Annotated in this window: 12 protein-coding genes; 7 read left to right on the top strand and 5 right to left on the bottom strand. The window is 35.4% G+C overall.

The window, feature by feature from the left end; genetic code table 11:
- The first annotated feature begins 166 nt into the window (after positions 1–166).
- The 4 genes from SM124_RS15895 to SM124_RS15880 all read left to right on the top strand — a co-directional run bounded on the left by SM124_RS15895 (position 167) and on the right by SM124_RS15880 (position 6,125).
- The gene (locus tag SM124_RS15895) at positions 167–2,233 is read left to right on the top strand and encodes a sensor domain-containing protein (RefSeq protein ID WP_322447504.1); all 2,067 of its coding nucleotides are present in this window, start codon (positions 167–169) and stop codon (positions 2,231–2,233) included.
- A gap of 10 nt (positions 2,234–2,243) precedes the next feature.
- Positions 2,244–3,383 carry a THUMP domain-containing class I SAM-dependent RNA methyltransferase gene (locus SM124_RS15890; RefSeq protein WP_322447503.1) on the top strand — a complete coding sequence of 380 codons (1,140 nt, stop codon included), beginning with the start codon at positions 2,244–2,246 and terminating at the stop codon, positions 3,381–3,383.
- Between the two features lie 215 nt (positions 3,384–3,598).
- The gene (locus SM124_RS15885) at positions 3,599–3,775 is read left to right on the top strand and encodes a hypothetical protein (protein WP_322447502.1); all 177 of its coding nucleotides are present in this window, start codon (positions 3,599–3,601) and stop codon (positions 3,773–3,775) included.
- Between the two features lie 433 nt (positions 3,776–4,208).
- Positions 4,209–6,125 carry an ATP-dependent DNA helicase gene (locus SM124_RS15880; protein ID WP_322447501.1) on the top strand — a complete coding sequence of 639 codons (1,917 nt, stop codon included), beginning with the start codon at positions 4,209–4,211 and terminating at the stop codon, positions 6,123–6,125.
- Positions 6,126–6,142: 17 nt separating this feature from the next.
- Here the strand turns inward: SM124_RS15880 and SM124_RS15875 are convergent, their stop codons facing one another.
- Complete coding sequence (locus tag SM124_RS15875; RefSeq protein WP_322447500.1) at positions 6,143–7,309, bottom strand: MFS transporter; 1,167 nt, start codon at positions 7,307–7,309, stop codon at positions 6,143–6,145.
- Positions 7,310–7,511: 202 nt separating this feature from the next.
- Here SM124_RS15875 and SM124_RS15870 point away from each other — a divergent pair, with 202 nt between their 5' ends.
- Positions 7,512–9,020 carry a carboxypeptidase M32 gene (locus SM124_RS15870; RefSeq protein WP_322447499.1) on the top strand — a complete coding sequence of 503 codons (1,509 nt, stop codon included), beginning with the start codon at positions 7,512–7,514 and terminating at the stop codon, positions 9,018–9,020.
- 160 nt (positions 9,021–9,180) lie between these two features.
- A complete protein-coding gene (locus SM124_RS15865; protein WP_322447498.1) occupies positions 9,181–10,104 on the top strand; it encodes a DMT family transporter in 924 nt (307 codons plus the stop codon).
- 58 nt (positions 10,105–10,162) lie between these two features.
- Here the strand turns inward: SM124_RS15865 and SM124_RS15860 are convergent, their stop codons facing one another.
- The 4 genes from SM124_RS15860 to SM124_RS15845 form a co-directional block, all read right to left on the bottom strand.
- Positions 10,163–11,818 (bottom strand): b(o/a)3-type cytochrome-c oxidase subunit 1, encoded by a 1,656-nt coding sequence (locus tag SM124_RS15860; protein WP_322447497.1) that lies wholly within the window; start codon positions 11,816–11,818, stop codon positions 10,163–10,165.
- The gene (locus SM124_RS15855; RefSeq protein WP_322447496.1) at positions 11,818–12,294 is read right to left on the bottom strand and encodes a cytochrome c oxidase subunit II; all 477 of its coding nucleotides are present in this window, start codon (positions 12,292–12,294) and stop codon (positions 11,818–11,820) included. The genes SM124_RS15860 and SM124_RS15855 overlap by 1 nt, the downstream gene beginning before the upstream one ends.
- A gap of 23 nt (positions 12,295–12,317) precedes the next feature.
- The gene (locus SM124_RS15850) at positions 12,318–12,467 is read right to left on the bottom strand and encodes a cytochrome c oxidase subunit 2A (RefSeq protein ID WP_322447495.1); all 150 of its coding nucleotides are present in this window, start codon (positions 12,465–12,467) and stop codon (positions 12,318–12,320) included.
- Positions 12,468–12,800: 333 nt separating this feature from the next.
- Complete coding sequence (locus SM124_RS15845) at positions 12,801–13,022, bottom strand: hypothetical protein (RefSeq protein WP_322447494.1); 222 nt, start codon at positions 13,020–13,022, stop codon at positions 12,801–12,803.
- A gap of 607 nt (positions 13,023–13,629) precedes the next feature.
- Here SM124_RS15845 and SM124_RS15840 point away from each other — a divergent pair.
- Complete coding sequence (locus tag SM124_RS15840; protein WP_322447493.1) at positions 13,630–14,403, top strand: SDR family NAD(P)-dependent oxidoreductase; 774 nt, start codon at positions 13,630–13,632, stop codon at positions 14,401–14,403.
- Positions 14,404–14,415 lie beyond the last annotated feature (12 nt).

Here is a 14,415-nt window from a genome sequence, read left to right as displayed (position 1 = left end):
TTTCTTATATATTCACAACTTGGAATATTTTACATATAGCAAGATGGATCAAAAAACGGGATAATTTATATAGGTATTATTACACAGTAATAGTTCAAATGACTGATTTTTTTTAATTAAATACATATCTGTTTGTTAGATTCAAGTTACATCTTGGGGGCTTTTTATGTCTAATGTGAAATTAAAAGTAAAGAATAATGATTCCCTATCAGAAATTGTGTTCAATCATATGCAGGAAGGTATTATTGTTCTGGATCAACAGTTGAATATTATATCGTTAAATCCATGGGCACAAAAAGTAACAGATTTCACTGAAGAAGAAATACTAGGGAAACCTTTTTCAATGTTATTTCATCATCTAGCCGAATATGAAACCGTTACCTCTAAGGTATGTTCAGAAGGCAAGTGGAAAGGTGAAGTAACGAAAATTAGAAAAAACAAAGATGTATATCCTGAATGGATGAACATTCGTAAGGTGTCTCAAGCTGATGGTACTACAAATAATTATGTCGTTGTATTTAGAGATATAACCAAGCAGAAGCATTCTCAAAAAGAGATAAGATTAGCCGCAAAAGTTTTGGAAAATACTAGTGAGGGAGTGCTTATTACTGATGAAAAGGGCACCATTCTTTCTGTAAATCCAGCTTTTGAGGTGGTAACTGGTTATACTAAAGAGGAAGTACTAGGACTAAATCCAAGTCTATTACAATCGGGAATACATGATCAAACCTTTTACAATGAAATGTGGACACAAATAAAAAAACATGGAAGTTGGAAGGGCGAAATTTGGAATAAGCGGAAAAACGGTGAAATTTTTCCAGAATGGTTAACCATTAGTTCAATCAAGGATGATGAAGGTAAGGTTACAAACCACGTTGCAGTATTTTCAGATATTACGGATCGGAAGCATGCAGAGGATCAGCTAAGAAAATTAGCTCATTTCGATGCATTAACTGGTGTCGCTAATCGATATTCTTTAAATAAGCGCTTAAACAGTTTGATTGAAACGGCTGCCAAATATAATCAACAACTAGCAATATTATTTTTGGATTTAGATCGATTTAAGCAAATTAATGATACACTCGGTCATAGTTATGGAGACCTTTTATTAAAAAAAGTGTCAGAGCGGTTAAAGAATTTGATAAAAAATAAAGATATGATTGCAAGGCTTGGTGGAGATGAATTTGTAATCGTTCTACCAAACATCAAGCACCCGAGAGAAGCGGTCCATATAGCTGAAAACATTATCCATTCTTTAACACAATCTTTCCTTCTAGAAAACCAAGAGGTTTACATATCAACCAGTATTGGAATAAGCCTTTATCCATTAGATGGCCTATCAATGGAGTCATTAATTAGAAATGCAGATAAAGCCATGTATCAGGCGAAATCATCAGGTCGTAATCAGTATGAACTCTATCATAGTGATATGCACCAAGATGAAACTAAGCAGCTTAAAATGGAAAATTATTTACGTAAAGCTGTTGAAAAAGATGAATTTTTCCTAGTATATCATCCACAGGTTGATAGTGAGACAAGGGAAATTATTGGTGTAGAGGCTCTTCTTCGTTGGAAACAAGAAGAGATGGGCATTGTTTCTCCTGCTGATTTTATCCCACTCGCTGAGGAAACGGGTCTCATTATACCGATAAGTGAGTGGGTGTTGAAAAAAGCTTGTGAAGATATTCAAAATCTTCATCTTTTAGGCTTTTCAAAAATAAGAATGAGTGTTAATATTTCTGCCTATCATTTTAATCAGGACAGCTTTGTTAAATCAATTTACCATACGATTCATCATACGAATGTAAATCCTCACTTGTTAGAACTCGAGTTAACTGAAAGTATGATTATGCCAAAAGCAACGGAATCAATTAATAAATTAGTTAAACTAAAACAATTGGGTCTAAAGCTATCAGTAGATGATTTTGGTACAGGATATTCTTCTCTAAGCTACCTAAATCGTTTTCCAATAGATACGTTAAAAATAGATCAAAGTTTCATAAAAAAATTAGGTGTGTATGAAGAAGATATATCCATTGTGCAAGCGATCATAACGATGGCACACAGGCTGCATCTAAAAGTAGTAGCCGAGGGTGTTGAGACGAAAAAACAATTTGATTTCCTAAAGGAAGAAAATTGCGATATTATTCAAGGGTATTATATTACTAAGCCGCTTGAGCTTCATGACCTTATTTATCTATTAGAAAATTGGGATCAAGAATTATTAAAGTAAGGGTGAAAATATGTCAAAATTTAATATTATCGCTACATCAGCAATGGGCTTAGAAGCTATTGTAGCGAAAGAAGTACGTGACTTAGGCTATGATTGTGAAGTAGAAAATGGCCGAGTTACATATAAAGGTGACGAAAGAGCAATCGTGCGCAGTAACCTATGGTTGCGCACAGCCGATAGAATTCGTATCAAAGTGGGGGAATTCAAAGCGACCACCTTTGATGAGCTTTTTGAGAAAACAAAGGCACTTCCGTGGGAGCAATTTTTACCTGAAAATGCTGAATTTCCTGTTTCAGGTAAATCCGTTAAATCAAAATTATTCAGTGTTTCTGATTGCCAGGCTATTGTTAAGAAAGCAATTGTTGAACGCTTAAGAACACAATACAAGCGTACAAGTTGGTTTGAAGAAAACGGCCCTCTTTTCAAAATTGAAATAGCACTTCAAAAAGACATTGCCTTTCTTACAATCGACGCAAGTGGAGTTGGTTTACATAAACGTGGTTATAGAGCAGACCAGGGGGAGGCACCATTAAAAGAAACCTTAGCTGCTGCTTTAGTGTTATTAACAAACTGGAACTCTGATAAAGCTTTTGTTGATCCATTTTGTGGGTCTGGGACTATTCCGATTGAAGCGGCATTAATTGGACAAAATATTGCTCCAGGCTTTAATCGAGAGTTTGTTTCGGAAAGTTGGAATTGGATTCCTGAACAAGTATGGGAAGATGCTAGAAACGAAGTAGAAGATTTAGCTAAGTATGATCAACCTTTAGATATTACCGGGATGGATATTGATCACCGAATGGTAAAAATCGCGCAAGAAAATGCTTTTGAAGCCGGTCTAGGTGATTTAATAACGTTTAAGCAAATGCAAGTAAGAGACTTTACAACAACAAAGGAATATGGAGTAATAGTCGGAAATCCACCATATGGTGAAAGATTAGGTGATAAACCTGCTGTTGAAAAAATGTATCGAGAAATGGGACAAGCCTTTGCACCATTAGATACTTGGTCTATCTATATGTTGACATCTAATGAAAACTTTGAAGAATGCTTTGGAAAACCAGCAACGAAAAAAAGAAAATTGTTTAATGGATTTATTAAAACGGACTATTACCAATATTGGGGTAAAAGGCCGCCAAGAGATAAATAAATATGCCACAGACCAACTTTTTATAAAGTTGGTCTATTTAATTTGTAAAAAACAATAGTGACTTTGAACAACAATACTGTTAAATAAGGTAGAAATAATCTGAAAGTTTTAAAACTCTATTGCACCTATGTGTGAATGGTATAATATCGATACAGACCGAATAAAATACATCTATCTAAATTAGCTAAGATATTTTTTCGGTCTGGAGGTAAATCATGAACCAATCACATATTGACTTTCATAAAATTTCTCAAGCACTATCCGGTTCACTAGAGGCTATTAAGAGTGAACAACTTGATTCAAATGAGGCAATTGAGAGTTTGACCTTTGCACAAGAAACGTTGCAACAAGCATTAAATTACTCATTAAATTCAAATTTTACTAGAATGTAAAAGCTGGCTCTTTATAAAGCCGGCTTTTTCTATTTAATCTTAAGGGGTAAACATTGACTCTAGTATAAAAGAATGTGTAAAATGGTGGTTGGTCTGTTTTTGCTATTTAATAATCCTTGGCATTTTATATTAAAGGATTTGACTATAAATATGTAGAATAATACCACGAGATCCTTTGTGCGATATTAGTTTAGATGATCTCTGAAGTAACTATATGAAGAAAGTTTTATTTGTTCGAATGTATAATTTCTGAAGTTAGACTACTGTCTAGCTCCAGCGCTCAGCGACTAGTGTACTTCGCTCCTCTCCCTACGATAAGTCAACATCGAATCGCTCACGCTCTTCGTGTTTCCTTTATCTCAGTCGAGGTGCTCCAGTCCATACGTCGCTAACCGGGGCGCTTGCGCTTTTCTAATTTATTTGGAGGGATCTCATGCAAAATCGTTTACCATTTACATTATCTAAGACTGAATCCTTTTTTGAAAAATTAGGGGAATGGATTGGAGATGTGTTTTATGATATTTTACCTGAAGCTGGATTTGAATTAAGAGATGAACAAATTTATATGGCTTTTCAACTTGAAAAAGCCTTCAAAGATAAAAAAGTAACATTTGCGGAAGCGGGAGTAGGTACGGGTAAAACATTAGTTTATTTGCTATATGCGATTTGCTACGCACGTTATACAAATAAGCCAGGTATTATTGCTTGTGCAGATGAAACCCTAATTGAACAGCTAGTAAAAAAAGAGGGAGATATCGCGAAACTAGAAAAGGCTCTTGATTTAAAAATTGATGTACGCCTTGCAAAATCAAGAGACCAATACCTATGCCTAAATAAACTTGATAAACAGGTTGTCCAAGATCCAACGTTCAATGCAGTATTTGATCAATTACCTGATTTCGTTCACTCTGGAGCATCTATGCAATTATTTGACCGCTATGGCGACCGTAAAGATTATCCTGAATTATCGGATGAGCAATGGGCGGATGTAGGTTGGGACCCTTTACAAGATTGTTTCACTTGTGAAAAGCGTCATCGTTGTGGACAAACTCTCCATAGAGACTACTACCGAAATGCAAAAGACTTAATTATATGTTCTCATGATTTTTATATGGAACATGTATGGACGAAAGAATCCCGAAAAAGAGAAGGGCAATTACCGTTACTTCCAGATGGTTCATGTGTAGTTTTTGACGAGGGTCACCTGTTAGAGTATGCGAGCCAAAAGGCATTGACATACAGGCTAACTGAACAAACGCTTGAATCGCTTTTAACCAGATTAATGTCAAACGATGTTAGAGAAAAAACATTGCATATTATGGATGAATCCATCATTCAAAGTGAACGTTTCTTTGAAGCATTAACAAAAGCATCGACTAAGGCAGTTGGATCTGATAAACAAATGATCACCAAAACTCCTTATGTTTTAGAGCAAGGGAAAAAGCTTCATTACTTATTATCTTCACTGGAAGAAGAACTTGTATTTGAAAGTGAAATGTACGTAATCAATGAATATGAATTGAAAATCGTTGAGGAATATTTAGAGCAAATCACTTATTCTTTATCCTTATTTTTAAGAGAGTTAAAAGGAATTATTTGGTTTGAAGAAATGAATAATGAGAGAACTTTAGTCATCATGCCTCGAATGGTTGAAGATATTATGAGGGAAGAAGTGTTTTCACAGCAGAAACCTTTCGTATTTTCTTCGGCAACACTGTCTGAGAACAAATCATTTGATTATATAGCGAAAAGCTTAGGCATTGACCAATATTATTCATTTTCTGTTAACTCACCTTTTGATTATGATGAGAATATGGTTATTAAGATGCCATCTTTTTCCGAAGATAAAATGAATGAAAAGATGGAATATACGTGGAATGAACTTACAAATACTGGAGGAAGAGGCCTAGTCCTATTTACAAATCAAAAGGATTTAAACAACTTCAAGAAATTTGTAGGTAACGATAATCCTTTCCCTATTTATTATGAAGGAGATGCGGAAATAAGTACTTTAGTTTCTCGTTTTCAAAATGAAGAGCAATCCGTACTCTGTTCGACTCATTTATGGGAAGGACTAGATATACCTGGGGAATCATTAGTCAATGTTATTATTTTTGACTTACCATTCCCACCATTTGACCCCGTTTTTACTGCTAAGAGAGAAGGGGTAGAAAATCCTTTCGAAGAAGTAGATCTACCATACATGCTACTCCGCTTGAGACAAGGGGTAGGAAGACTAATACGAGGCCATGAAGACATGGGAACCGTACACATTTTAATCAATAAAGATGAAAATAAAGAAGTAATTGAATTAGTAAAAAACGCACTTCCTACAAAAATTACAGAATAAACAAACGCGGGATCTTATTAATAAGTCCCGCGTTTTCTACTATCCATATTTCTACGCAAAATAACAATTGAGCTAGTAACTACTATTAAGAAACCAGCACCTACAAGAAAACCAGTGCTAAATGAATCTGTAATGACCCCCGTAACAGACGAACCAAAAACGACCCCAACCGAAAAGAACGCATAAAATAGTCCAAAAGCCTTTCCGCGTGTTTCACTAGAACTATTAGTAATAATTAAGGCATTTATGGAAGGAAATAAACAAGCAAATCCTAGTCCATAAACAGACATTACAATAAATAATAGCAATAGGTTGTCAATAAAACTTAAGCCTATTAAGGCAAAACTGATAATAAACATACCTAAAACCATTACTTTTTCATGTCTAAAACGATCAAATAACCGATTGGTTGGCAGAATAAAGATTAGTATGGCTACCATTCCAAAGGTACTTAATAACAACCCGCTAAACTGACTTCCATACTGTAAATCATCTACTTTTAATGGTAGTAAAAATGCTAAGACACCTTGTGCAAACATGAGTGAAAAAGCACCTAAATAAGCAATTAATAACATAGGAGTCTTTAGTAATTGTAATACATCAAACTTAGAAGATGAATGATCTTTCTTTGTTGACATCATCTGTTTTTCAGGACCTTTGAGAAATAGAAATGCCAGGACAGCCACAATTAACATTAGGATGGTAATAGGGAAGAAAACCCAACTATATCCGAACTTGTTTGCCACGATTCCCCCGAATGCTGGACCTACAATAGCAGAAATTCCAACAGCTGCCCCTGATACAGCCATCGATTTTCCTTGGTTGTTCGTATTACTTGAATAAGAAAGGAGAGTAAAGGCTGCGGGTACTAATAACCCTCCACATAATCCATGTAAAAAGCGAACAACAAGCAAGGACTCTGGTGATGTTACAAATGGATAAAGAGAAACTATTACTCCTGTAAGAAGGAGGCCAATAACAATGACTTTCTTCGCACCGTTTTTATCAATAAATAAACCTGATAAAATATTCCCAATCATATTTGTAAATGAATACATGCCTACAATAACCCCAATGAGCGCAGAGGTTGAACCTAGATCCTTTGCTAAGGGACTCATTATGGGAAGTTGTGAAAACATATCTATAAATGAAACTATCACAATTAGGTAAATAAGGTAGGGCATGATCCATCATCCTATCTTAAAGAATGTCTACCTAAAAGTATAAAGGTTTCTAACCCGAATGGAAAATAAAATCAATGACATTTAAGTGACTGATATAGATTCTGTCATACTGTTCTACAGTTTAGTAAATTTCCTCCTATATTAACATTATTCTGAAAAATATGATAAAATTAGCTAGTAGTGATTTTTAGGAGGTTACAAAATGAGTGAGATTCAAAAGTTAGAAGCAAACTTTTTAGATTATGTGAAGAAAATGAGTGCTTATCAAGAAGCATTGTCATTAATATTCTGGGATTTACGTACGGGGGCTCCGAAAAAAGGTGTCGAACAGCGATCAGAAGTAATTGGAGTGCTTTCTTCAGAAGTTTTTAACATGTCAACTTCGGAAGAAATGGCTACTTACATAAATGAATTATCGAAAAGTCATGAACTTTCAGAGATTACAAAAAAAATGGTTGAAGAATGTAAGAAGGAATACGACCGAAATAAAAAAATACCTGCAGAAGAATACAAAGAATATGTGATTCTTCAATCGAAGGCTGAAAGTGTTTGGGAAGAGGCTAAAGGTAAATCTGATTTTGAATTATTCCGTCCTTACTTAGAAAAGTTAGTGGAAATGAATAAGCGTTTTATACAATACTGGGGCTACAGCGGGAATAAGTACAATACTTTATTAGATATGTATGAGCCTGGAGTGACAGTAGAAGTATTAGACCAAGTGTTTGGGGAGCTTCGTGAGAAAATTGTCCCTTTAGTGAAGGCAATTGCTGAATCATCAAATAAACCAGAAACAAGTTTTCTTTTTGAACATTTTCCGAAAGACAAACAACGTGACTTTAGCTTAGATGTATTAAAACAAATGGGGTACAATTTTAATGCAGGACGTTTAGATGAAACCGTTCACCCATTTGCAATCGGGTTGAACCCTGGAGATGTACGTGTGACTACAAAATATGATGAAAGTGATTTCCGTACGGCTGTCTTTGGTACGATTCACGAGGGTGGGCATGCTCTATATGAACAGAATGTGTCTACAGACTTAATAGGTACTCCTCTATGTTCAGGGACTTCCATGGGAATCCATGAATCACAATCTTTATTTTATGAGAACTTTGTTGGAAGGAACTTATCTTTCTGGAAAAGTAATTTTGAACAATTGAAAAGCTATTCAACTGGACAGTTTGATCATGTTTCCATTGAGGAGTTTTACCGTGCAATTAATGAATCAAAGCCTTCATTAATCAGAATTGAGGCAGATGAATTAACTTACCCACTTCATGTTATTGTACGTTATGAAATTGAAAAGGGCCTATTTAATGATGAGATAGAAGTAAAAGATCTTCCTCAAGTATGGAATGAAAAGTACGAACAATATTTAGGTATTAAACCAGATTGTGATGCAAACGGAGTACTACAAGATGTTCATTGGTCTGGGGGAAGTTTCGGTTATTTTCCATCATATGCACTAGGGTACATGTACGCGGCACAATTAAAGAATGCTATGCTAAAAGATTTACCAAACTATGATGAATTGCTTGAATCAGGTGACCTCTTACCAATAAAAGAATGGTTTACAGAGAAAGTACATCAATTTGGTAAAATGAAAAAGCCATTAGAAATATTAACGGATGTTACAGGTGAAGGATTAAACGCTAAGCATTTAGTTGATTATCTATATGAGAAATATGGTCAAGTTTATCAATTAAATTAATCCACTATAGTTCCAAAAGGATTCTGCCTACAAGGAAAAAATAGACGAAAGGATGGCTTATAGTCATCCTTTCATAAATTTAATAGAGAAGTGGCTTATGAGAAAATGCATAATTAAATAAGATGGTAGTAGAAAGAAAATTTAATTAAATGGTGACAAGATGAAAAAGATCCTTCCTTATATAGCGATATCTATTGCAGCTAGCCTTTGGGGGCTTATTGCAATTTTCGTACGTGGTTTAAAGGAGTCAGGTCTGAATGAAATGGAAATTGTTATGATCCGTGTTTCCTTTGCCACAGTATTTTTATTAATCATAGGGTTTACCCGGTATAGGAATAGTCTTAAAATTGATATACGAAAGATTCACTTGTTTGTTGGAACAGGGGTTCTAAGTATATTATTTTTTAATTGGTGCTATTTTACTGCCATTAACATGATGAACATTTCTTTTGCCGTGATTTTGTTGTATACATCGCCAGCATTTGTAACGATCCTTTCCTTTCTATTTTTGAAAGAATCATTACACGCTAAAAAGATTATAGCTGTAGTTGGAACTATTATTGGTTGCATCTTAATTGCTGGAGTTCAATCCAATGATACATCATCAATTACTCTCGCAGGTGTAATTATTGGTCTTGGAGCGGGTCTAGGCTATGCTTTATATAGCATCTTTGGTAAAATCGCGCTACGTCATTATGAGCCATTTACTGTTACATTGTATACCTTCTTAGTAGCAACGGTTGCCCTTTTGCCCTTTAGCGGTATTTGGAGTAAAATTTCAATTTTACTCGACCCTACTGTGCTTCTCTACAGTGTTGGTCTAGGGCTACTACCTACAGTGGTTGCATACTTCTTATATACATGGGGATTGGAGAAAACAGAAAGCAGTATAGCCTCTGTAATTGCAACGGTAGAGCCGATTGTAGCAACATTAGTGGGTCTTATTATTTATTCGGAAACTATTGGTGGCATACAGATTGTAGGTTCTCTCCTTATTTTAATTTCTGTCATTATAGTTAACCTTCCTAAAAGGGGAAAGGGACTGGCAGCATCAGAGAATATCAAAAAAGCTCCGATTCAGTAGAATCGGAGCTTGCTTGTATGTCCAGCTAGGGCTGAGCAATGTTATATCTCTTTTATAATTACCACAGTTTGAATCCTTTAGATCCAATTGGGGCATTTTGTATCATGTCGATGAACGGAATCGTATAAGCGAATAGAATTAATAGAACAGTAATTCCAAGCCATAACTTCCAGTTTTCAAATACCATTGGTGTTTTTTCTACATCTTCAGCAGACTCACCAACTGGGAATTCTTCTTCACCTTTAGGTGCAAAGAATGCAAGGTTAACGAAGATGATTAATACTAAAATAATACCAATGAATAGGATTGACCCACCAACTGCTTGAGCGATTTGGTAAGGAATCCATTCAGAAGCTTGAGCAGCACCGCCGTATTCAGAGAATGATGAACGACGAGGTGCACCAAGTAAACCAGCAGCGTGCATTGCACCTGACATAAATGTCATACCAATTGACCAAGTGATAGCTTGAATGATTGCTAGTTTGTTCATTGTTTTAGTTAGTTTACGTCCAGTAATATGTGGTACTAACCAGTAAGAAATTCCAAAGAAAGTTAATACTACTGATGTTGCTAGTGTTAAGTGGAAGTGACCAGTTACCCAAATCGTATTATGAACAACTTGGTTCATTTGGTGAGATGCGTTAACCATACCACCAGCACCTGCAGGAATAAACGCTAACATCCCGATGAAAGGAACAACGAAACGTGCGTCACCCCAAGGTAACTTCTTAACCCAACCGAATAATCCTGTTGCTCCTTTAGAGCGACCAAATGTTTCAAATGTAGCAAATAAAGAGAATGCTGTCATTAAAGAAGGTATTACAACTAAGAAAGTTAAAATAACTTGTAAGAACTTCCATGCTGGATCAATACCAGGCTCCATTAACTGATGGTGGAAACCAACAGGAATTGAGAATAGTAAGAATAAAATAAATGACATACGTGCTAATGAATCTGAGAACACTTTTCCACCAATTACTTTTGGAATAACAACATACCAGCACATATAAGCAGGTAATAACCAGAAGTATACTAGCGGGTGTCCAAAATACCAGAATAGTGTACGGCTTATTAGAATATCAATTCTTTCAACAAATCCTAAAGACCAAGGTAGAAGTTGTAATAATACAGTAGCAGCTACCCCGATTGTTGCTACGATCCATAGCATCGTGTTAACAACAACCATGAATGTTAAAAGTGGACTTGGTTTTCCTGGATTACTTCTTCTCCATCTAGCATAAGTAGTAATCATAGCTCCACCATTTAACCAGCTTCCAACCACCACTAAAGTTAATCCAATATAGAAAATAGGGTGTGCTTGTAATGGTGCATAGAACGTGAATAATACAGAAGCTTCGTTTAAAAGAACCATAGCAGCTGCCATTGCAGTTCCGATTGTCATTGTCCAGAAGCCAATCCAACCAGTCGTACGTGCTCCGTTAGAAAGAGCTCCTGCCGTACGGCTTACTGCAGCGAATTGAAAACCTAAAATAAAGAAAGTAGTTAGTACAAGACCTAATAATACTCCATGTACAGTTAAAACTTGATAATATCCAATACCTAAAGGTAATTCAAACTTTCCAGAACGAACTAGTACTTGCAGTAATCCAGCAAGTCCGCCTAATGCTAATGCAATGAATGCCACATGGAAGTGGGCCATTGCTAATTTACCATCACGGCGGTCTACTTTTGCGTTAGCTGTTTGGCTAATCATTATTCAACCACCTCAATTTTCGATGTCATCATGTGGTGACCAGTACCACAATATTCATTACATAAAATTAAGTATTCTCCAACTTTATCAAAAGTTGTAACATATTCACTGATGTATCCAGGTTCAAGCATCATATTGATGTTTGTTCCAGCAACTTGGAAACCGTGAATTACATCTTTTGTTGTTGCGATTACTTTTACTTTTGCACCAAGTGGAACTTCAACTGTTCCAGGTGTGTAAGCAAAAGCTTGTGCAACGAATACTAATTCATAATCCCAATCTTTACCTTCAACCTTTTTCAATCCTGGCTCATTAAATGGTGCAGTTGTATCAACTTTTTCCGGGTTAATAGTTGCTAAACAGCTCGGTGGTTGATTTCCAAGGTAGAATGCACTTACACCAAGGACTGTTAAGAATACTAGTAGTGCACCTACACCGAAGGTAAGCCAAATTTTCTCAAACTTATGAATATGCATGGCTCTTTATCCCCTTTCTCTCATTAAAAACGATCTAAAAATAAAAAGTAAACACTTACCCAAGTAACTACTAGTATAAAACCTAGTAAGAAAACGGAAGCCAAAGTTCCCTTTAGAGAAGAGCTATCCTCAATTTCAGTTTTTGTTTTTCTACTAAGTTCCGGCTTTGCCATACCACTCACTCCCTCCAGAATTTCTGATAACGTAAAACTTGCTTAAATGAATGATTACACTTTCATCATACAAAACAATTTGTAAGAATCCATATGGTTTCTGGGATTTCACAAATTGTTCATTAATGTTATATCTACTATATTAGTAGTGTAAAGTTGATACAGCAGTGATATATGTCACATTAACCACTATGTAAATGTGAAAAGAATGTGAAATGTTCAAATGTGGGAAGCAGTAAATTAAGGGGGATATTCACTGTTCAAAGAGTAATTGAATCGTGCAGAAGGTTAAGAAGAGGGTATTTAAATCCAAAATAAAAAGAACGTTTAGTATTATGAAACGTTCTTTAAAACATTTGGGCTAATTAACATGTTGCCAATTCTTTTTTTATTCCATAGTCCAATCGGAGTACAAGCCTGTTCCATTACATCCTTCGCAGTCGAAAGTATTATCATATGGAATAAACTCACTCGCGGGTGGATAAATATGATATCCTCTGCCACCGCAATCAGGGCATTTATTTTCAGTCTGCATTCTTGTAATGTATTTCTCATTTCTTGTGGCCTTCCACTCATTAAAAGCATTTAATAATCCCATTTTTTCTCACCTGCTAATATACAATTAGGTTATTTTTAGCTATTTATTTTTTAATATTTTTCTAAAATAATGTAACTCTAATGAAAAGTAATAAATAACTAAAAACAGTACCTATATGTATTATTCATATGAACAGTAACTTTTATGCGTTCCAATGAAAAAAAGGTGATTGAATAACAAGTAGTTTCATATTATATTCTAACTTCTCTTTCCTGGCGCCTAGGTATGTCCATAAAAAAATTCAACAGTAAGATTAACAAATAGACATGAGAAGAAATATTATATAAAAACACGTATTTAAGGAAGCGAGTGTTATAGATGGAAAAGTATTATTGCGAACATTGCAGACTTCTATACAATCATCAGGAACCGTGTAAAGTCTGTGGTAACGTTGTTGTAAATAAAATCTGGATTGAAGTACAAAAGCATAACGATGATAAAGCATGAACACCAGTCGATTCTGGTGTTCTTTTTAAATATGAATTAGTCCACTTTTCTTCCCTTTTTTTAATTCATTTGATATGTTGGATAGGAAGAAATTATTATTGAAGAGGGTGAAATCGGATGTATTTACCATCGTTTAGTTTAGAGGGAAAAAAAGCGGTTGTAACAGGAGCTGGAAGAGGTATTGGTAGGGCACTTGCTATCGGATTAGCTGAAGCGGGGGCAGATGTAGCTTTATTATCTAGAACAGAGAATGATTTGAAAGAAACAGCTAGCCTAATAGAAGGTCTAGGAAGACAAGCTATTATCCTTCCAACAGATGTTACTAAGCGTGATGAGATACAAAAGAGTTTAGAAGTAATTAGAAACCAATGGGATACCATACATATTTTGATTAATAATGCAGGCATGAATATACGATCTAAAGCGTTAGATGTGACTGATGAAGAATGGCAGACTATTATGGATACAAATTTAAAGTCAGCATTTATGATGTCACAAGAAGTTGGGAAAATCATGAAAGAAACACAAACTCATGGTAAAATCATCTCTATTTCATCAGTTGCCGGTCATGTAGCATTACGAACTGGAGTCGTTTACGCTGCAACTAAAGCGGCTCTCATTCAAATGACCAAAGTGTTAGCTCTTGAATGGGGTCCACATCACATTAATGTAAATTCTATCGGTCCTTGGTATTTTAAGACTCCATTAACAGAAAAATTACTAGCAGATCCTGACTATGTTAAAGACATTTTGGCTGTTACTCCTTTAAATAGAGTCGGTGAACTTCCTGAACTTGTTGGACCTGTCGTGTTCCTTGCTTCAGACGCTGGAAATTACGTGAGTGGGCAAACATTGTTTGTCGATGGTGGAATGACTATTCACGGATTTTAAAACTACAAAAAA

The sequence above is a fragment of the Robertmurraya mangrovi genome (assembly GCF_034427655.1).
Classification (GTDB): Bacteria; Bacillota; Bacilli; order Bacillales; family Cytobacillaceae; genus Robertmurraya_A; species Robertmurraya_A mangrovi.
The sequence above is the reverse complement of the archived record's forward strand: the minus strand, read 5'-3'. Positions and strand labels throughout refer to the sequence as shown.